Here is a 19,364-nt window from a genome sequence, read left to right on the forward strand (position 1 = left end):
CCAGTGTTCCCCAGTCAAATGAGACGGAACGACTGAGGAGCACTGGAACCGGCGACGAGGCATTCATTCGGACCGCTCATGCGAAACGCAGCCGGTGCGAGGCCCTTCATCGCTGCCCGGTTCGCTCTACGTGTAGCGGAGACGCCGAACATCGATTCGAGACGTTCGTCGGTAAGTCCTTCGTCAAGTGGTCCGGTGAACGTGATGGTTCCCGGTGTCGTGTTGCCGTCGAGCGTGGCGTAGACGCGCGGATGCGCATCAAGATATATCATGCACTCGTGTTCCGTCATGCGGCCCATCATCGCGATATGGTCGAATCCGGCGGGGATGCCCTCCACCTGATGCGTGACGAGCAGCATCGTACGATCGTCCCGTCGCGAGGCCAATGCCGACAGTTCCCGCAGCACCGTTTCGCGTCCATCCAGGTCAAAGCCAGTGGTCGGCTCGTCGAAGATCAGCAGGTCCGCCGGCGAGACGAGCGCGCGGGAGATCATCACCCTCGTACGCTCGCCTTCGGACAGGTTATGCCACCGTTTGCCGGCCAGATATGCGACGCCGAACCAGCGCATCATCGCATACGCTTTCCCGTACGCCTTGTCGGCAGAATCCTCCGATCCCCGTGAAATCCCCGAGGCGACGACCGTGAGCGGATTCATCTCCGGTCCGCCACTGCGACCGAACGCCGCCGAGACGGTGGCCACACGGGCGCGACGGCGTTCCGGGTCCAAGCCTGCGACGGTTCCCGCGCCCACGGCCGTCCTTGGCGCGTTCACCCGCGAACGCCACAGCCACAGCAGCGTGACGGTTCCGGCGGGAACGGCCCAGATGCCGAGCGTGCCCCGCCATCCGATCGCATCGGACAGGGGCAATGTCGCGGCCGAAGCGAACGCGGCCATGCCGGTCATGCATGCGGAGTAGATGCCAGTGGCCAGTGATGTGCGACCGGGATAGTCGCGTTTGACTATGGCCGGCACCAGAACGTTGCCCACCGCGATCGAACAGCCGATGACAAGCGTGCCGACCCACAGTCCGGTGGTGCCGCACGTCGAACGAATCACGATGCCGATTGTCAGGAACGCCATCGCGGCCAGCACGGTCCGTTTGATGCCGAGGCGTTCGGCGGCGCGGTGCACCATCGGGGAAACGACGGCGAACGCGAGGATGGGCAACGAGCCGAGCAGCCCCTGCATCGTCGCGTTGAGATGTTCGGACGCCCCTATCCACGGCAGCAGCGGGCCGACGGACGTGAGTGGGGCGCGCAGGTTCAGCGCGACGACGAAGACCAATGCGGTCAGTATCGATGCGGCGAATCGCGATGCCGACGATGGTGCGGGATGGCGTTATGTTGTCTGTTCCATGATGATTGATGGGTGATTGATGGGTGTCCGTGTGATGATGCCGTTGATTCGTATAGGGGGTGTTCGTTATCGTCCGTCGGGGATCCGAGCGGCGATGGCGTTGAGGTTTTCGACGACCGCCGCGATGATCTCGTCGTCGCTTTGTCCGCCTTCCAGCTTGAGCAGGCCAAGCGAGTGGAGGGCCCCGGCGATGGAGAAGACGGCGGCGATGCGCTCGCGTTCGTTCGCTGCTCGGGCGGAGTAACGTTCGACGAGCGTCGATTCGATTTTGCGGAACATGGCTTCGGGGCGGCCTGCGAACAGGACGCGCAGATCGTCGATCTGGCTGTCGATGGCCGGTCTCCAGCCATTGAGGAATGCGGGTGGATCGGACAGGATCTTGTCCTTGTCGGGGTAATGCTCCAGCATCGCGTCGATGGTCTCGTCCTCAAGCTTGTCGTTGAGGTCGTATACGTCGAGGTAATGCTTGTAGAACGTGCTCGGGTTGACGAGCGCAAGGTCGCAGATGCCCTTGACCTTGACCTTCGAGACCGGAACTCCTGATGCCCGTAGGCGCAGGAACGCCTCGCGGATTGCCTTGCGGGTTTTGACGATGCGCAGATCGGTCACCATGCTCCTTCCGTTCTGCCGGTAGCGTCATTCCCGCTCCGTCCCATAAGCCGTGGGTTGTTCGACGATTCAGGCGAATCGTCGAATAAGCGAGAAATGTCGCATATCGGTGGTTGTCATCCGTTGCGTTTCGATAATAATTGATGCTCGTTGAATAATCAATAACTATTGCTTATCGGAGTGTTATTGTGAAACTTGGCATCAACAGAAAACAATGGATCATGGTCATCGTGCTGCTCATGGGCACATTGCTGGCCGTGCTCAACATGTCGGTGGTCACGCCGGCGCTGCCGTCCATCATGAAGGACCTCGGGGTGGATTCCACCACCGTTCAGTGGCTGTCCAGCGGCTATTCTCTGGTCGAGGCGATGGTCATCCCGCTCGCCGCGTTCCTCATGGGGCGCTTCTCCACCCGCAGGCTGTTCATTGGATGCATCTCATTGTTCGCGGCCGGCAGTCTCGTCGCCGCATTCGCGTCGACCTTCCCCCTGCTCATGGTCGGCCGGGTGCTGCAGGCCCTGTGCACCGGCGCGATCATGCCGATGGTCACCGCGGTGATCCTGCTCGTGTTCCCCAAGGAAAGCCGCGGTACGGCAATGGGTATCACAGGACTCGTCGTCGGTTTCGCCCCGGCGCTCGGCCCGTCCGTCTCCGGCGTGATCATCGACTCGTTCGGCTGGCGCACGCTGTTCGTCATCATGGCGGCAGTCTCGCTGATCGTCATCGCGTTGGCCGCCGTCTACCTGCGTAACTTCGACGGCTTCCAACCGGGTGCGTTCGACCTTGTCTCCGTGCTGCTCTCCTCGGTCGGTCTGGCATGCCTGTTGTACGGGCTGTCCACGTTCACGTCCACCGGCAACATGATGCTCACCGTCTCGCTGATCGTCGTCGGCGTGCTGCTCGTGGCCGTGTTCGTGCGCCGACAGCTCAAGGCGAAGGAACCGATGCTGCGCGTCGGAATCCTCGCCAACCGCACCTATGCGCATTCGGTGATCATCGTGGCATGCATGCAGGCGGCCCTCATGGGTTGCAACGTCATGGTGCCGATGTTCATCCAGACCGTGCTCGGCGCATCCGCCACCGCCAGCGGGCTCGCCATGCTTCCCGGCGCCCTCATCGGCGCATGCTGCGGCATCGTCTCGGGCCGCATGTTCGACAAATACGGCATCCGCAAGGTCGCCCTGCCCGGCCTGACGGTCATGACCATCGGCGGCGTGCTCATGGCTCTGCTCGGCGCGGACGCCTCGGTTATCCTCACGGCATGCGCCTACACCGTGCTCTACACGGGACTCATGTTCGCCATGACCCCGGTGAACACCTGGGGCATCAACGCGCTCGACAACGAAAACATCGGACACGCGCAAAGCGTGACCAACACCGTCGGACAGATCGCCTCCTCGATGGGCACAGCCCTCATCGTATCCATCTCCGCGCTGTCCACCACCCTCGCGCCCACCGCCACCGGACACGCGCAATCCATACTCGGCTCGACGCTGGCATTCGCCGCCATCGCGGTCATCCTCGCGGCCGCCCTCATCACGGCGCTTCTGGCGACTCGAACGCACCGAGGCACGACGAAACGGACTCTCGTCGGACAGTGACCGAAACGACAACGCATCAACAGACAACACGGAACCAAAACGAAACGAGACATGATGAACACCACGAACAACTCGCTGACCCACAACATCCGCACCTTCCACCACGGCACCGAACCGCTGGTGGATCCCATCCAAGATACATTCATACGCACCGACAAAGCCGGCAACTCATGGTTCTGGGTCGGTCATTTCGAGACGGGCGGCCACACCCTTGACTTCATGTACCACGTCAGCGTCCTGCAGCTCTCCAAATACCTGCCGGTGCGCATGATCAACAGCGTGCTGTCCATCACCGATGAGACCGGACGCATCTACCGTCACGAAGACCGCTTTTACAAGGTCAGGCGAGGACAAGTCGCAGGCCAGGGACTGCACATCCACACCGACAAGGACGTCATCGAAGGCGACCTCGACAACATGCGCATCGCATCGGCCATGCCGGACGGATCCATCTACCTCGACCTGCACGGCACCGGATACCCACTCTACAGTCTCGGTACCGGCTACTTCCAGATCGCCGGAGTGGCCAACTACCAATACTCGTTCCCGCACATGGCCGCCAAAGGCGTCATCACTCTCGACGGCCAGCGCCACGAGGTGGAGGGGATGGTATGGATGGACCGTCAGTTCGCCGGCATGCCCAAAGGCAGAAGCCTCAAGGACGGCTACAACTGCAAATGGCTGTGGATGAACCTCTGCTTCGACAACGATCCCGACGTGATCAGCCTATGGGGTGTAACCGAACTGGCCACCGGCAGCGAACATTGCTGGGCCAGCGTCCTGCACGAGGACGGCACCCAATCTTCCGCCGGCGTGGATCCGATGGTCGACGACTCCTTCAACGTGTGGGAAAGTCCTGTGACCGGCATGAAATACCCGACCGGATGGACTATCTCCATCCCCGAATGGGAAGCGAAACTCACCGTCACATCCATCATGGACGAACAGGAAATCGCTTCGCCGAACCCCTCAGGACGCAAATACGAAGGCGCAAGCCAAGTGGCCGGCACCTACCGAGGACACTCGGTGACGGGCCACTGCTGCCTCGAACTCGTCGGAGGATGGAACTGACAACACCGGCCCATTTTCCGAAAAACACCGGCGTCGGGCTGATTCCGCCAACCCGCCGAAGAAAGCCACAACCCGACGACCGGTGAACAAGGGATTTGGAATGGGCACTGAATAGCCTTTCGGGGGCTCTCGCACAAGTTAAGCCCGTCTCGCGCACAACACGAGACGGGCTTAACTCCTTGTTTTATTTAGCTTCGCTGTCTTTGCTGAGTTTGCCGCTGAACGCTTGGTTCACCAGCGTGTAGACGGCTTGTGCGACGCCGATGACGCCGGTGAGGACGATGCCTCAGCCGTAGCCGTGGAAGCCGTTGGTTGCGGCGATGGCGATGACGCCGAGCAGGATGCTCACGCCGAGACTGGTCAGGCTCACGTAGTCGGCGGGGATGTATTTCTTGAACGCCTGAACGAGTACTGGCGCCACGAGGGCGACGATGCCGGTGGCGAGGGTGGTCGCTGCGGAAATATCCATGAATCTTCTCCTTAGATTGGTTTGGGTATGGAAGCGGCGGCCTCCGGCACGATGCCGAAGGCCGCAGACGGACGGCGTGCGTCTAGTAGCGCAGCTGTTGTCCGGGGTAGATCAGGTTCGGATTCCTAAGGCTGTTGAGCTGGGCGACGCGCTGCCAGCCGGAAGCGCCGAAGATACCGCTCAGCGTCTCGCCGCTCCTCACGACATGGATCCGCGTACCGGTGCCAGCGCTCGCGGCCGGTGTGCCGTTGCCGTGGTAGGTGACGGTTTGGCCGGGCCAGATGCGATGGATGTTGCCGGAAGGCACACTCCACGCGGTCACGGGCCACAGTCCTGTTCGTGCGGCGATGAGGTATGTTGGTGTGCGAGCGGAATCCCCCGCATCATGAACCGTCACGGCAAAGGAGCTGCCATGCGCATCTACAACTTCACCGACAACGACGACGTCGCCATCGTCGCGAGGCAGGGGCCGTTCCAGGTCATCGAATGGAAACGCGACCTGTCCGTCGACTACGGCGGCGCGGCGGGCGCGTATTTCGCGTCCGAGATGAACGTGCGCCGCCGTCAGGTGGTGTGCACGCTCGACGGCAAGACCGGCATCACCGTGCAGGCGGGCGCCATGCAGTGGACCGCCGGCCACATCCAGGCCACCACGGGAGTCAAGGGCGTGGGCGATTTCATCGGCAAGATGGCGCGCGGCGCCGTGACCAAGGAGTCAGCGGTCAAACCCGAATACCAGGGCGTCGGCACGCTGGTGCTCGAACCCACATACCGACACATCCTGCTCATCGACCCGGCGCAGATGGGCGGTTCGATGACCGTCAACGACGGCCTGTTCTACGCGTGCGCGTCCACCGTACGGCAGCGCGCGGTGATGGTGTCGCGTCCGAGCGCGATGGTCGCCGGCGGCGAGGGACTGTTCAACCTCGCGCTTGAAGGACAAGGCACGGTCGCGTTGGAATCCCCCGTCCCCTCATCCGAACTCATCACCGTCGACCTGGAGAACGACGAACTGAAGATCGACGGCAACTTCGCCATCGCGTGGACCAGCGGCCTGCAGTTCACGGTGGAACGCTCCGGCAAGACGCTGATCGGCTCCGCCGCGAGCGGCGAAGGACTGGTGAACGTGTACCGCGGCGTCGGCCGCGTACTGCTCGCCCCGGTCTCCGGCCCCACATTCAACATCAACGCCGGCACCGGCACCGTGTGAGAGGAGAACACCATGACCAGCGACAACACGACCGCATCCGACAAACCACGCATCTACCCGGAGGTGGGCGCCGCGCTCCTCAAAGCACGGCATGAGACCGGCATGACGCAGCAGCAGCTGGCCGACGCGACCGGCGTCTCACGCATCACCATCCAACGCATCGAACAGGCGCACATCAACCCGTCGTTCAAGACGCTGGAGGCGCTCGCCCACGGCATGGGCCGCACCCTCACCATCAGCTTCGACGCCGAACGGTGAGCCGGGCGACGCTCACATGAACACGAACCAGGAGGCCGTATCCCACCAGACGGCGACCGGCATGTTCATGCCCGAGGCGAACTGCTTGCACACGAGGAACAGGAACGCGGCCACGACGCCGGCGGCGAACCATCCGAACGTGAGACGCCGCGCGACGTCCTCCCAATCGGCATCCCGCAAGCCGACCTCCCGTAAGCCGGCGTCCCGCCGGAGCAACGGACCGGCCGTCTCTCCCGATGTCGCCGTCTCCCCCATCTTCGACATCTCCCCCGCATCCGCCGGCGCGTTCAACGCGACGTCGACCGCATACAGGAGACCGAGCACGGCGATCATGATCATGAACCCGAAGTCGATCTCATAACGGAAGTCCACACCCGTAACGCGCGCGTCGATGACGAACGTCAGCGCGAACGCCGCCAACGCACCGACGACGAGACGCGTCGCGGCGAGGCGACGAAGCGCGAAACGCCACACGAGCACCGTGAACAGGAGCAGCGCGAACGGCGCCGCGGTGAACAGCCAGCCGCCGAACATCGGATGCTCGCTGCGCCACGTGGTCAACGGGACGGTCTGAGGCTGGACGAACGGGAAATGCGAGGTCAGGTTCGGCGGCTGGAACAGATACTGGAACACGAACGAGAAGTATTGGGTGAGCGGCGCATCCGCATGGGGCATGTCGTATCCGGTGAGATTGTACGTCGCGCCGAAATCGGTGAATTTGCCGAACCGCGCCCGGTTGTATGCGAACTGCGGCATGAAGACCGCAAGATACGGCAGCACGGCCCACGCCCACACCACCGCTTCATGCCGTGCGGCGTGCAGGCTGCGCAAGCCCCACGTCCACAGCGTGCGGATCTCATCGGAGAACAGCGGGATCGCAATGAGCGTGGCGAGAATGACCTGCGGCCGGCAGGCTATGGTCAACGCCATGCACGCCGAACCCGCGGCGAGCAGCGGCAGATGACGTTCCAGTCCACGCAGCTTCGCCTCGATCCACAGCGAAAGACCGAACGCGGCGAACGCGACGGCCATCTCCTGCGGAATCTGATAGAACAGGCCGAGCTGGACGAGCATCGCGATGCCGTTGCCGAACATCATCGCGGTCATACCGAGCATGGCGGCGCCGAGCGAGACCGGACGGTGCCGGCCGAAAAGCCGGGCCAATTGGACGGCGAGCAGCGCCGTGGCCATGCCGGCCATCAGCACCGTGATCGCGACGCCGGCGTTCGTCGGCAGGCGCATGCCGGTGAGGGCCTTGAACGGGGCGAACAGCAGCAGCGCCGGCAATACGCCGAAATACGAGTAGTATCGTCCGTCATGGAACGCCACGTCGAAGTAGACCGGCGTATCGGGGTGGTTCAACGCGGTCAGGGTGCGCAGGCGGGTGTCGTACGGGTTGTCCATGGCGGCGAGCGCGCCGTTGACCGGATAGTCGAGCCATGTCCTGCCGTGGAGGATCGCGTCGGCGAGCCGCTGGTATTGGTCGGTGGCCTGGTAGGAGGCGAAGGTGTCCCAGTACACGGGGTCGGGGCTTTCCTGCGGTGCGGCCATGGCGAACAGGGCGAGCGGCAGGATGCAGGTGATCGCGGCGCAGGCGGCGACGGGGACGAGGCATGCGCGCCGGTGGAGTGCGAGCCGTCTGCGGTACAGCGGCGAGGCGGGTCTGAACATGATGACGAGCAGTGCGGTCAGGATTTCGACGGCGAGGCGGATGGGGCTGAACCGCATCGGTATGCGGGGGTTGACGGTGATCGTGTTGTATGGGATGACCGCGCCTTTGGCCATTTGGTAGCGCAGACGCACGTGCGTGGAGCCGTCGCCGATGCGCTGGTAGCGCGAATACTCCGCGGACGGTGAATAGCCGACGTCCGCGTTGGCGTCGTACCAGCCGGAGTCGGTGGGTTTCATCGTGGACACCTGCCAGCGTACGGCGTCGTCCTGGCGGGGGCGTTCCGCGGCGGCGTGGTCGATGTAGAGGTAGTCGATGGGTTCGTCGGCGGAGATGTCGCGCCATGCGTGTTCCGGGTCGGTGACGATGGCCACTTTCCCCTGTTCGACGGCGAGACCGTTGCCGACGCCTTCGTCATGCGCCTGGGTGGGGCGCGCACCGAGCGTCTGCCAGAACGGCAGGTTGAAGACGAACAGTTCCAGCAGGAGGATGACGATTGCGGCGATGGCGATGGGCCGCGACCATGGCGTGCGTCCGAGGGCGCGCGTCCATCGGCGTCGTCTTGGCATGGGATGCCGGTCCGATGTCCGGCTCACTTCGTTCCCCATGCTGTCTCCCCCGTTTCGCCGTGTCTTCCCGCAATGCCGTCGGCGGTGTCGCGTGCGGCGTCGCGCGCGGCACCGTCGGTAGCGTCGACGTGCTGCCAGAGTCCTCGGGAGGCCGGCGAATATTCGAGCTCCTTGATGCGTTCGAGCTCGTCCTCCTGGAGTCTGCGCTGGGCGCGCATCACTTCGGAGACGATGAGCAGCAGCAGGGATACGACCATCCAGATGAAGAGCATGACGCCGAGCAGCAGCGACTGCGTGTGGCCGTGCCCTTGTCCGGCGAAGTAGAAGAGCAGGTAGCGGATGAAGATGACGGCCGCGGCGGCGCCGGGGACGGCCGCGGACCAGGTGAACACGGAGTGGGCGCGGAACATGAGGAAGCTGCGGATGATGGCACCCGCCGATTTGCCCATGTGTTCGAAGATGTTGTGGAACAGGCGGGATCTGCGCGTCTTGGGGTTGGTGACGATGGGCACGGAGGTGATGGCGATGCGCTTGTATCCGGCCTGGATGATCGTCTCCATGCAATAGCTGAATTCGGTGAGGATGTTGAGTTGGAGCAGCGAGCGTTTCGAATAGGCGCGGAACCCGCTGGCCGCGTCGGGGATGTGGGTGCCGGCGGCGCGGTTGACCACCCATGAGCCGAAACGTTGCATGAGGCGTTTGAACGGGCTGAACTCCTTGATGGTGGCGGTCTGCCGGTCGCCGACGACGATGTCGGCGCGCCCTTCGATGATGGGGCGGACGAGGTCGCCGATCCGTTCGGACGGGTATTGGTTGTCGCCGTCCGTGTTGACGACGATGTCGGCGCCGTGTTTGAGCGCGTAGTCGACGCCGTCCCGGAACGCGCGGGCCAGTCCCATCGTGCCGTTGTGCCGTACGATGTGCCGGATGCCGAGCCGTCTGGCCACCGCGACGGTGTCGTCGGTGCAGCCGTCGTCGATGATCATCACGTCGAGCTCGTCGACGCCCGGAATGCGTTTCGGCATGCGCTCCATGACGAGCGGCAGCGTCCCGGCCTCGTTGAGGCAGGGTATCTGGACGAATACGTGCATCAGTTGCCATCCTTCCCGTTGGCCGCGGCCCCGTCCGGGGTCCGGTCCCGTTGCGTCAGCATCGCCCTGATCCGGGCCGGTTCGAGGACGCCCAGCGGTATGAGCAGGGCGACGAATGCGGCGTACAGCACCGCGTACAGCAGCATGAGCGTGAGGAAGCTCCCCACGTCGAGCACCCGAGAGAGCAGGGACATGACGACCCACAGCGCGGCGTCGCACGCCACGGCCCTCCACGCCTTGCGGCCCATCACGTCGCCGAACCGTCTGCGCGTCTCGGCATAGGAGACCACCATGATGAGCGCCGTGCACGCCATGCTGGCGGCGGCCAGGGCGGTGATGCCGCCGGCCTTGGCGGCGAGGACGAACACGGCGAGGACGACGGGCAGGCAGACGAGCGAAAGCAGGTCGGAGAACCGCGTGTCCCGCTCCGCGTTGAGCGTCATGTTGAGGATGACCGTGATCCCCATGAAGAAGCTGGAGAACGCCAGGCATGACAGCGCCGGCGCGCCGACCACGTAACGGTCCGAATAGAACGCGGCGAGCAGGTCGGGGGCGGTGGCGGAGATCGTCACGGCCATCGGCGCGACGAGCGCGAACGCGAGCAGGAACAGCCCACGCGCCTTGACGACCGCCTCGTCGCGTCTCGATGCGGCGATGAGACGCGAGACGACCGGCAGGATGATGACGGCGAACGCCTGCAGCAGGTAATACGTGGTCTTGCCGAAATTCATCGCGCCCGTGTAGTAGCCGGCCATGCGGTCGGGCAGTTCGGCCTTGACGACGAGCGTGTCCGCGCTGAGCACGAGCGAGGCCATGATGAAGAACAGGGAGAACGAAAGCACGCCATGCGCCGCGGTACGCCACGGGAACGCGTCGCCGTCCCCGGCGGGCAATGACCGCCAGACGGGGACGAGCATGACGAGGCCCACGAGAATGGTCAGGACCATGGCCGCGCAGTAGCCGACTTCGACGCCGATGACCGGCTCATGCGGGAAGACGAGGATGATGAGCGGGATCGTGCCGAGCTTCACCATCGGATAGAACGTGGAGAGGAACGCGCTGCGGCCGAAACGCTGGAGACCGTCGTTGATGCCGAGCAGCACGACGTACATGCCGTTCGCGGGCACGAGGAACGCGGCGTAGCGGAAATACCGTTCCAGCGTGCCGCCGCCTAACGCCAGGCCGAACAGCGGGGCGCCGGCGAAGTCGGCGAGGAAGAACGCGGCCACGATCGCCGCCTGCACGGCGATCGTGCGCACGATGACGCGGCGGCCGTCGTAACGGCGCGACGCGATGTTGCGCGACAACGACTGGCGTGCGCCGTTGCTGACGAACAGGTATTCGAAGTCGAGCACGGTGATGACCGTGCCGACGACGCCGTAGTCGGCCGGGGAGGCGAAACCGCCGAGGAACCAGTGGATCGCGTACCCGGCGATGAAGAACGCGACATTGCTGATCAGGTTGAGGAGAAGCCCGCGTCTCATGGGCGGTCCTTTCCCGGCCGGCCGGCCCGCGGTCCGAATCCCACGGCCTCCTCGGCCCACAGCCGGTCCGGCGCCACCATGTCGGCGCGCAGCAGGGCAAGCAGCAGCGGCAGCATCACCAGGGCCCACATCATGTAGCGCGTGGCCGTCGGCTTGAGGGGGACGGATATGGCGTTGGGCAGCAGGGACGCCAACGACCAGACCAACGGTACGGCGAACGGCACCCACGCGCGTCCCCGTCCCCGCGCGGCGGACGACTCGACGGACGAATCGACGGCGCGGCCCCCGTCTCCGCGGCCAATGCGGCAGAACACGAGGAACAACGGCAGGATGAACGTCCACAGCGCGGTGAACGTGAGCAGTCCCATAACCGGCGCGCCGCGCCATCCGTCCCACAGACGGTAGGCGCCCGAACGGTCCGTGGACGCTCCCGGCAGGCGTCCCATGCGCTTCGCCAGCGGACGGAACGAGGGGCTGACGGCGTCGTTGATCTGGAACCACATGGTGTTGCCCACCGCGTCCCCGGCGCGCCGGTCCAACGTGTCCAGAGAGATGCCCCGGCTCGTGGTGTTCAGAGGCGTGCGCATGAGGGAGCACCATCCCGATTCGAGCGAGACGAACGCCGTGACGTACGAATCGGGGTGCCGAAGCCCCATGGCGAACCAGACGCCGAGATACTCGGGCACGGCCGCGGGATCGCGCAGCGAATAGTGGATGACCGTATCGGCGAGATACGGATTGTACCGTTCCGGCATCCGTTCGAACGGCACGCGGCTGACCCTGTCGATGATTCCGCGCTCATGGGACGTCACGTCACCGGGATGGTCGAGCGCATACCGCGCCGTCATCTGCATCGGCACGACCAGCAGCTGGTTCGCGTCCTCGGCGCGCACGTGAAGCGGGCCCCGCACGGCGGCGGGGAACGCCACGCCCGAGAGCAGCGCCACGGCGGCCGCGCACCCGGCCGCCGCCGCCCGCACGCCGCGCCGACCGCGCCGGCCGCGCGTCAACGGCAGGCAGCACAGGGTGAGTACGACGATATAGAGGCCGGTCATCGTGGTCAGCGCACACAGCGAGGACACGACGACAAACCCGAAAAGAAAGCGGCGCGAAGCCAACGCGGCGAGCCTCGTGCGCGTGGCCTCGACGACCATGAGGAGCCACGGGATGAGGAACATCATGTGCAGGGTGTCCTTCACGATGGACATCGTGAAGATGGGGAACGCCGGGAAGAGCGCGAAGAACGCGAGCATCACGATCGTCCCGGCCCGGCCCAGCCCCAGTGAGTGCACATACAGGCATACGCCGGCGAGCTCAGCGCACGTGACCGCGACCTGGACGGCGAGATAGACGCCGAGCCCCACACCGATGTCCCCGGCGACGGCCTGGCCGATCCATGCGGCCCCTCCGAACACGATGGTGTCGAACACCGGATGATGCGACGAGACGGAACCCGAAGCGCCGCCCGAGGAGACCACGGTCAGGAACTGCGTGATCTGGTCGCCGGTGTCGTACCATATGGCGCCCGGCAGCATCAGCATGATGACGGGCGTCCAGCACAGCAGGATGATCGCGGCCGCGATGGCGAGCCGCGCGGCCGGATCGAAGGCCTCGACCCGTGCCGACGCCCCGTGCGCGGCCTTCGCGAGCCGGCGGACGATCCGGCGGACGGGCCGCGGGACGGACCACCGCAGAACGGGCCGCGGGACGGCGCCGGACGTCCCCGCCCGATGCGCCATCAGCCGGCATCCCGCCGTGAACGCGGCGTACAGGACGAGGGTGACGGCGGCCGCACGCAGCCAGAACCAGCCGTCGAACGGGCCGAGCACCGCCCGCACCGCCGCCTGATCGGCCAGAGGGACAATCAGACCGCCGACGACGCACGGTATCAGACGCACCGGCGCCGACGGCCTCATCCTCCCGAACAACATGGTTACGACCATAAGCGGGCCGATGCGCGTCCACGGCCCGTTTGGCCTAGAATTCATCCAGCGCTACCGAGCCGGTAACGTAACCGCCCCATGGACTCCCCACGCATGCGAACGGCGCGGAATGCACGGAGGAATGACGGGTGAACAGTCGATGAACCGGGTTCCCACGAGGCCCACCGCAGTGCGTGGTCCCGCCGGCATGCGGCACAATGGTGGCAAGGAGGCCCGCCATGGTCGATGACTACACCGCGAAGATGACCGAACTGATCGAGCTGATGCGGCTGATCGGCAACGACACGCAGCAGTGCGAGGTCAAGGAGTGCAAGCGCCGCATCTCCTCGACCATCACGGACACGCTCTCCGCGTTCTCGAACGGCTCCGGCGGCTGGATCATCCTGGGACTGTCCGAGAAGGAGGGGTTCACGCCGGTCGAGGGGTTCAACGCGCGCGCCATGCAGGAGGCGTTGAGTCAGGCGTGCGAGAAGATGACGCCGGTGGTGCGTCCGGTGATCGTGACCTGCCCGTTCGAGGGTGCGAACCTCGTGTTCGCGCGCGTCGACGAGATGCTGCCGCGCGACAAGCCGTGCTTCACCACGGCGTTGGGACCGCACGGCGGCTCGTTCATCCGCACCGGCGACGGCGACCGTCACATGACCTCATACGAGGTGGACCGGCTCATCGAGGAGCATCTGCAGCCCACATACGATCTGGACGTGGTGCCGCGCGCCACCCCCGACGACCTGGATCCGACCCTGGTCTCCGGTCTGCTCGCGCGCGTGCGCGAACAGCATCCGCACGTGTTCGACGGGCGCGGCGACACGGACATGCTGCTCGACCTGGACGTGCTGCGGCATGACGATTCGGACGTGGCGGCCCGCGGCGTCGGCGTGCTGCGCCCCACGCTGGCCGGTCTGCTTGCGTTGGGCCGCTACCCGCAGAAATACTATCCGCGCCTGTCCATCTCGATCGCCGTGTTCCCGGGCGCGGGCCGTGACGAGGTGTTCCGCGGCGACGAACGGCTGGTCGCCGCGAAGACGATCGTCGGCCCCATCCCGGTGATGATCGACGACGCGGTGGAGTCGCTGATGCATTGGATCGGCGCGAAGCAGCCGGACTATCCGCCCGTGGCGCTGCGCGAGGCGATCGCGAACGCGCTCACCCACCGCGACTACTCCCCCGACGCGCGCGGCACGCAGGTCACCATCAGCGTGTTCACCGACCGCATCGAGATCGCCAATCCCGGCGGCCTGTACGGCACGGTCACGCATGACGTGCTCGCCAATCCGCATCCGGTGGCGGGCGTGCCGTTCGTCTCCACCCGCAACCAGTTCCTGTTCACGCTGCTCGAATCGACGCCGTACCCGGGCGGCGGCTTCGTGAACCCCTCGGGCGGCGACGGCTACCAGCGCATCGCCGCCACGCTGCGGGAGGCGGGCATCGAGCCGGCGACCACGGTGAACGCGATCAGCACGTTCACGATGACGATCACCAAACATCGCACGGACACGGGCACGCCCAGCGACATCGCCAAGGCGATCACCACCGTGCTGGAGCGTCATTCCGCGATGAGCGTCCGGGAGATCCTGCGCGAGCTGCGGATGACGCCGTTGGCAGTCACGTCCGGCCTGCGCGAGCTGATCCGCGAGGGCCGGATCACCAAGGTGCGTTTCCACGGGGAGGCGATCCAGCGTTACCGGCTGAAAAGCGCGTGAGCGGCGTCACTTGTGGTAGAGGCTCACCCGCTCGTACTTGGGTTCGCAGGAGACGTTGACGCCGAGCTTGCGGTAGAGGGCCTCGTCGGCCGCGGAGACGATGACGGAGAAGAACGCGTCGCAGCCGCGCAGCCGTTCGAGCCCGGCGATCACGCGGGCGGCGGGCTCGTCCTCCGCGCTCGTGATGGACAGGGCGATGAGCGTCTCGTCGGAGTGCAGACGGCGGTTCACACTGTGCAGATGCTCGGTCTTGAGCCGGCAAATCGGTTCGATGGCCTTGTCGTCGATGACCGGCAGGTCGGCGTCCACGCCGGTGACGGCCTTGAGCGCGTTCATCAGCAACGCGCTGGCGGCGCCGAGCAGCACGCCGGTCTTGCCGGTGACGACGCGTCCGTCGGGCAGGACCATCGCGCCGGCCGGGGCGCCGGTCTCCTCCTCGCGTTTGAGGGCGGCGGCGCGCGCCGGCGACAGGTCCTCGTCCACGCCGGCCTTCTTCATGATCGAACGCAGCCGTTCGAGCTGCTCCTCGCCCTCGCCGGTGCGTTTGAACCGTACGGCGGCGGTGAAGTAGCGGCGCACGATCTCCAGCCGCGCGGCCTCGCGGCACGCCTCGTCGTCCACGATCGCGTAGCCGGCCATGTTCACGCCCATGTCGGTGGGGCTCTGATACGGGCTCTCCCCCATGATGCGCTCCATCATGGCCTTGAGCACCGGGAACGCCTCCACGTCGCGGTTGTAGTTGACGGTCGTCTCGCCGTGCGCCTCCAAATGGAACGGGTCGATGATGTTCGCGTCGTCGAGGTCCGCGGTGGCCGCCTCGTACGCGATGTTCACCGGATGGTTCAACGGCAGGTTCCAGATCGGGAACGTCTCGTACTTCGCGTAGCCGGCCTCGATGCCGCGCCTGTGCTCATGGTAGAGCTGCGACAGGCACGTGGCGAGCTTGCCCGAACCGGGGCCGGGCGCCGTGACGACGACGAGCGGACGGGTCGTCTCGATGTAGTCGTTGCGTCCGTAGCCTTCATCGGAGACGATGCGTTCGATGTCGTGCGGATAGCCGGGGATCGGATAATGCAGATGGCAGGTGACTCCCAACTGCCCCAGGCGGCGACGGTACGCCTCGGCCGCCGGCTGGCCCGCGAACTGGGTGAGCACCACCGAGCCGACGTAGAAGCCGCGGGAACGGAACACGTCGATGAGACGCAGCACGTCCTCGTCGTACGTGATGCCCAGGTCGCCGCGCGTCTTCGCCTTCTCGATATGGTTCGCGTTGACCGCGATCACAATCTCCACGTCGTCGACGAGGCTTTCCAGCATGCGGAACTTCACATCCGGCTCGAAGCCGGGCAGCACGCGCGAGGCGTGATAGTCGTCGAACAGCTTGCCGCCGAACTCGAGGTAGAGCTTGCCGCCGAAGCGCGCGATGCGTTCGCGGATCCTCGTCGCCTGCATGTCGATGTACCTGTCGTTGTCGAATCCCTGTCGCATAGCTTCCGGCAAACCTTTCGAACGGCGTTGGTGGGCGTCGGATATGACTTGGGAATTATAGACGAACCTCCGGCGGCGCGGAGGGCCCGGGAGGGTCGCGCCGCCGGAGGTCCACGATCCGCAGGCTCACGCCTCGGCGAGCCGCGTGACCGGGGACGCCGCGGACGCGGGGCGCGAACGCCTGATCCTCCCCACGGCGAGACCCACGCAGGCGAAGGCGAGGGCGAACAGGGCGACGAGCCCGAGCGAGGCGGCCCAGCCCGCGACGTCCACGCCGCCGGTCGCGGCGGTGCCGATGCCGAACGCGTCGTCGATGGACGTGCAGTACCACCAGGAGGGCAGCATGCGACCGATCGTGAGCATCGGCGCGGGAATCATGTCCAGCGGGAACGTGGCGCCGGAGGTGAACAGGAGCAGCAGTCCGAACACGTTGGCGAAACCGTTGGCCATCGTGTCGCCGCACCCGGTCTCCCCAAGCATGAAGCCGCAGGCGACGGTCATCATCGCGTAGACGGCGGTCGAGACGGCCGTCATCGCGACGCCCGCCGGCGGCAGGGCCAGAGGGTCGATTCCCATCGCGAGCATCAGCGCGAAGGCCACGACGAAATAGGCGGCCACGACGACCAGCGCGAACGCGCACAGGGTAGCCATGCGCTGCACGCCCATCGCCGAGGAGCGTTGCGGCGAGGCGATCAGACGCCGCCGGACCTCGCCGGTGCCGAACACGCCCATGACCAGCGCCGTGCAGACGGTCATGGCGAGGAACAGCGGGTAGAGCAGCGTCTTCATCATGCCGCCGAAGCCGTCGGCGAGCGCGGCGCGACTCTTGGCCTCGGAGGACGCGGCGGATTCGCCGGTGTGGTCGATGCGGATCCCGGGGTTGGTTCTGCGGTCGCGGGCGAGGTCGCTTGCCCGAGTCGCGGCGGCGGCGAGGTCATGCAGGGTCAGTCCGGTCACCGTGCCTTCGGGCAGGCTGTCGGTGGTGGTTGCGCCCGCGTTCGCGTCGGCGTTGCCGGCCGCGTCGTTCGTGCCGGGGATGTGCGCGGTGACGTGCGTGCCGATGAGCGTGGTGCGGGTCATGGAGAGGAATCCGGTGACGTTCATGGAGGCCATGGAGCCGGCGCCGGACGTGTAGCTGGTGACGGTGTCGACCGTGGGGGCCGCCGTCGCGGCCTTCGTGTCCGTTCCCGCCGTGTCGTCCGTGCCGTCCGTAGCACCGTCCGTGGTGACGGAGGCGATCATGCGGTCGGCGTAGCCGTCGGGGATGATGACGATGAGGTCGACCCAGTTGGAGACGACGGCCTGCTGCAGCGTCTCCGGGTCGTCGGCGACGTCGACGAGGTCGTTGCCTTCGGACAGGGCCGATCGCATGGCGGAGGCGATGTGTCCCCGGTTCCCGTCGCGGTCGATGACGGCGACCTTCGCCCGTTCGGGCGTGTAGGTGGCGTCGCTTCCGCCGCCGACCGCGCCGAGGGCGGATCCGCCGACGGCGAGCATCATGACGCCGATGAGCACGAGGTAGATGATGATGTACAGCTTGTGTGCGGCGAGGATGCGCAGCGTGGCCTTACAGGTGTTCATAGCGTTGCTCCTTGAGCATGATGACGCCGGCGGCGAGGAACACCGCGCTCATGGCGAGGAGGATTCCGCAGGTCTCGGCGAACGGACGGTAGCTGTCGTAGTAGAGGATGTCGTAGAACAGGTTGGTCACCTGCTGGGCGGGGTTGATGACGGCGAGCGCGGGCGCGTGGCGTTCGATCCAGTCGCTGAGGTCCATGGCGAATTGGCCGTAGAGTCCGGAGAACAGTGACAGCGCGCAGGGGATGGCACTGGTCAGGCCCATTTTGACGCCGTGCGGGAGTTTCGGTATCGCGCCGATCATCGTGCCGAACGCGCATGCCATGAACGAGGCTACGGCTACGGCGAGCACCGCGGCGGGTTCGCGTCCTCCCAGGGGTATGCCGCAGCCGTAGCGGATGTAGGCGAGGGCGATGGTGAGGCTTGCGGCGGAGCAGAGCCAGCCGGCGAGGAATCCGGCGATGAGCTGCCGTCCGCGTCCCAACGGGGCGACGGTGCGGCGGATGCCCAGTGCGGACAGGTTGGCCTGCGCCGTGGTGACGGCGGAGATCGAGTATCCCATGGCCATGAGGCAGGCCATGCCGAGCAGCGCGTAGTAGTATCGCGCGGTCGTGTCCGGCTTGGCGTTCGTCAGGCTCGTCTCCCGGGTGAGGCCCGCGGTCTCGCCGACGGATTCCCAGAACGCGCGGCTGGCCGCGGCCTGCGGGTTGCGTGCGATGAGGTCGCGTACGGTGGCGTCGGTGCGGTTGTACAGGCCGAGCATGGTGTCTATCGCGGCCACGGTGATGGCCGTGTTGGAGTCGGCGCCCGTCGCGCCGCCGCGGATCGCGTTCGCGGTGGCGGGCGAGAGCGTCAGGGACAGTCGGCCGTTCCCGTCGGCGCGCAGATAGCCGTCGGCCTTCCCGTCGGCGAACGCCGTTCGCGCCTCGTCGAGCCCGTCGACGTCGACGGCCGTGAACAGGGTCATGCGTTCGCCGCCGGCTCCGCCGTCGGAGTCGGCACCGGATGAGGCCCGCTCCTTCCCCGACAGTACGCCGACGAACGTTTTCGCCCCCTCGGCCTTGTCCCAGTTCGCGTCCTGGACGACGGCCATCGGCACGGCCTTGAGCTCGTATCCCTCGTTCAGTCCGGAGAGCATGCCGTTGAACAGGGTGGCGAGCGCGAGCGGGAAGACGATGAGCCAGAACAGGGCGCTGCGGTTCCTGAGGTTGGTCTTGAGCGTCGTGACGAATGTGGACCACATGATGCGTCTCCTTCCGAATGCCG

General features: G+C 65.8%; 15 protein-coding genes and 1 pseudogene. 5 read left to right on the forward strand and 11 right to left on the reverse strand.

Annotation, left to right across the window (positions count from 1 at the left end; translation table 11 throughout):
* Positions 1–14 precede the first annotated feature (14 nt).
* Both KIH78_RS01150 and KIH78_RS01155 read right to left on the reverse strand, forming a co-directional pair.
* Positions 15–1,286, reverse strand: a complete 1,272-nt coding sequence (locus tag KIH78_RS01150) for an MFS transporter (protein WP_219130880.1) — start codon at positions 1,284–1,286, stop codon at positions 15–17.
* Between the two features lie 138 nt (positions 1,287–1,424).
* Positions 1,425–1,970 (reverse strand): TetR/AcrR family transcriptional regulator, encoded by a 546-nt coding sequence (locus KIH78_RS01155; protein WP_051922767.1) that lies wholly within the window; start codon positions 1,968–1,970, stop codon positions 1,425–1,427.
* A gap of 185 nt (positions 1,971–2,155) precedes the next feature.
* Here KIH78_RS01155 and KIH78_RS01160 point away from each other — a divergent pair, with 185 nt between their 5' ends.
* Positions 2,156–3,568: a DHA2 family efflux MFS transporter permease subunit gene (locus tag KIH78_RS01160; RefSeq protein WP_219130881.1), complete on the forward strand. Its 1,413-nt coding sequence runs from the start codon at positions 2,156–2,158 to the stop codon at positions 3,566–3,568.
* Positions 3,569–3,619: 51 nt separating this feature from the next.
* Positions 3,620–4,639 carry a lipocalin family protein gene (locus KIH78_RS01165; protein ID WP_100511154.1) on the forward strand — a complete coding sequence of 340 codons (1,020 nt, stop codon included), beginning with the start codon at positions 3,620–3,622 and terminating at the stop codon, positions 4,637–4,639.
* A gap of 184 nt (positions 4,640–4,823) precedes the next feature.
* On the opposite strand, the pseudogene KIH78_RS01170 reads toward KIH78_RS01165, so the two are convergent.
* Together KIH78_RS01170 and KIH78_RS10720 are read right to left on the reverse strand one after the other, a co-directional pair.
* Positions 4,824–5,108: pseudogene (locus KIH78_RS01170) on the reverse strand (hypothetical protein).
* A gap of 82 nt (positions 5,109–5,190) precedes the next feature.
* On the reverse strand, positions 5,191–5,430 hold the full coding sequence (locus KIH78_RS10720; protein ID WP_338024090.1) for a LysM peptidoglycan-binding domain-containing protein: 240 nt from the start codon (positions 5,428–5,430) through the stop codon (positions 5,191–5,193).
* A 90-nt stretch (positions 5,431–5,520) separates the two neighbouring features.
* Here KIH78_RS10720 and KIH78_RS01180 point away from each other — a divergent pair, with 90 nt between their 5' ends.
* Positions 5,521–6,318 carry an AIM24 family protein gene (locus KIH78_RS01180; RefSeq protein WP_219130882.1) on the forward strand — a complete coding sequence of 266 codons (798 nt, stop codon included), beginning with the start codon at positions 5,521–5,523 and terminating at the stop codon, positions 6,316–6,318.
* Between the two features lie 12 nt (positions 6,319–6,330).
* On the forward strand, positions 6,331–6,576 hold the full coding sequence (locus KIH78_RS01185; RefSeq protein WP_219130883.1) for a helix-turn-helix transcriptional regulator: 246 nt from the start codon (positions 6,331–6,333) through the stop codon (positions 6,574–6,576).
* Between the two features lie 12 nt (positions 6,577–6,588).
* Here KIH78_RS01185 and KIH78_RS01190 read toward each other — a convergent pair whose 3' ends face one another.
* The 4 genes from KIH78_RS01190 to KIH78_RS01205 are packed head-to-tail and all read right to left on the reverse strand — an operon-like array spanning position 6,589 to position 13,320.
* Positions 6,589–8,853 (reverse strand): hypothetical protein, encoded by a 2,265-nt coding sequence (locus KIH78_RS01190; RefSeq protein ID WP_219130884.1) that lies wholly within the window; start codon positions 8,851–8,853, stop codon positions 6,589–6,591.
* The gene (locus KIH78_RS01195) at positions 8,838–9,905 is read right to left on the reverse strand and encodes a glycosyltransferase family 2 protein (protein WP_219130885.1); all 1,068 of its coding nucleotides are present in this window, start codon (positions 9,903–9,905) and stop codon (positions 8,838–8,840) included. Before KIH78_RS01195 ends, KIH78_RS01190 begins: the two co-directional genes overlap by 16 nt.
* A complete protein-coding gene (locus KIH78_RS01200; RefSeq protein ID WP_219130886.1) occupies positions 9,905–11,389 on the reverse strand; it encodes a lipopolysaccharide biosynthesis protein in 1,485 nt (494 codons plus the stop codon). Before KIH78_RS01200 ends, KIH78_RS01195 begins: the two co-directional genes overlap by 1 nt.
* Positions 11,386–13,320 carry a DUF6020 family protein gene (locus KIH78_RS01205; RefSeq protein WP_219130887.1) on the reverse strand — a complete coding sequence of 645 codons (1,935 nt, stop codon included), beginning with the start codon at positions 13,318–13,320 and terminating at the stop codon, positions 11,386–11,388. Before KIH78_RS01205 ends, KIH78_RS01200 begins: the two co-directional genes overlap by 4 nt.
* A gap of 230 nt (positions 13,321–13,550) precedes the next feature.
* On the opposite strand from KIH78_RS01205, the gene KIH78_RS01210 reads away from it, so the two are divergent.
* Positions 13,551–15,032, forward strand: coding sequence for an ATP-binding protein (locus KIH78_RS01210; RefSeq protein ID WP_219130888.1), 1,482 nt, complete (start codon positions 13,551–13,553; stop codon positions 15,030–15,032).
* A gap of 6 nt (positions 15,033–15,038) precedes the next feature.
* Here the strand turns inward: KIH78_RS01210 and KIH78_RS01215 are convergent, their stop codons facing one another.
* From KIH78_RS01215 to KIH78_RS01225, 3 genes are all read right to left on the reverse strand, one after another.
* The gene (locus tag KIH78_RS01215; protein ID WP_219130889.1) at positions 15,039–16,520 is read right to left on the reverse strand and encodes a DUF1846 domain-containing protein; all 1,482 of its coding nucleotides are present in this window, start codon (positions 16,518–16,520) and stop codon (positions 15,039–15,041) included.
* 126 nt (positions 16,521–16,646) lie between these two features.
* Complete coding sequence (locus tag KIH78_RS01220) at positions 16,647–18,101, reverse strand: ABC transporter permease (RefSeq protein ID WP_219130890.1); 1,455 nt, start codon at positions 18,099–18,101, stop codon at positions 16,647–16,649.
* Positions 18,088–19,341 carry an ABC transporter permease gene (locus KIH78_RS01225; protein WP_219130891.1) on the reverse strand — a complete coding sequence of 418 codons (1,254 nt, stop codon included), beginning with the start codon at positions 19,339–19,341 and terminating at the stop codon, positions 18,088–18,090. Before KIH78_RS01225 ends, KIH78_RS01220 begins: the two co-directional genes overlap by 14 nt.
* Positions 19,342–19,364 lie beyond the last annotated feature (23 nt).

Origin of the sequence: Bifidobacterium saguinibicoloris, from assembly GCF_019331725.1 — a bacterium.
GTDB lineage: Bacteria > Actinomycetota > Actinomycetes > Actinomycetales > Bifidobacteriaceae > Bifidobacterium > Bifidobacterium saguinibicoloris.

Bases quoted from the DNA above. Each gene is read 5' to 3' on its own strand.
- KIH78_RS01155 (WP_051922767.1), bottom strand. From the start codon at position 1,970: ATGGTGACCGATCTGCGCATCGTCAAAACCCGCAAGGCAATCCGCGAG.
- KIH78_RS01165 (WP_100511154.1), top strand. From the start codon at position 3,620: ATGATGAACACCACGAACAACTCGCTGACCCACAACATCCGCACCTTC.
- KIH78_RS01180 (WP_219130882.1), top strand. From the start codon at position 5,521: ATGCGCATCTACAACTTCACCGACAACGACGACGTCGCCATCGTCGCG.
- KIH78_RS01185 (WP_219130883.1), top strand. From the start codon at position 6,331: ATGACCAGCGACAACACGACCGCATCCGACAAACCACGCATCTACCCG.
- KIH78_RS01190 (WP_219130884.1), bottom strand. From the start codon at position 8,853: ATGGGGAACGAAGTGAGCCGGACATCGGACCGGCATCCCATGCCAAGA.
- KIH78_RS01195 (WP_219130885.1), bottom strand. From the start codon at position 9,905: ATGCACGTATTCGTCCAGATACCCTGCCTCAACGAGGCCGGGACGCTG.
- KIH78_RS01200 (WP_219130886.1), bottom strand. From the start codon at position 11,389: ATGAGACGCGGGCTTCTCCTCAACCTGATCAGCAATGTCGCGTTCTTC.
- KIH78_RS01205 (WP_219130887.1), bottom strand. From the start codon at position 13,320: ATGTTGTTCGGGAGGATGAGGCCGTCGGCGCCGGTGCGTCTGATACCG.
- KIH78_RS01210 (WP_219130888.1), top strand. From the start codon at position 13,551: ATGGTCGATGACTACACCGCGAAGATGACCGAACTGATCGAGCTGATG.
- KIH78_RS01215 (WP_219130889.1), bottom strand. From the start codon at position 16,520: ATGCGACAGGGATTCGACAACGACAGGTACATCGACATGCAGGCGACG.
- KIH78_RS01220 (WP_219130890.1), bottom strand. From the start codon at position 18,101: ATGAACACCTGTAAGGCCACGCTGCGCATCCTCGCCGCACACAAGCTG.
- KIH78_RS01225 (WP_219130891.1), bottom strand. From the start codon at position 19,341: ATGTGGTCCACATTCGTCACGACGCTCAAGACCAACCTCAGGAACCGC.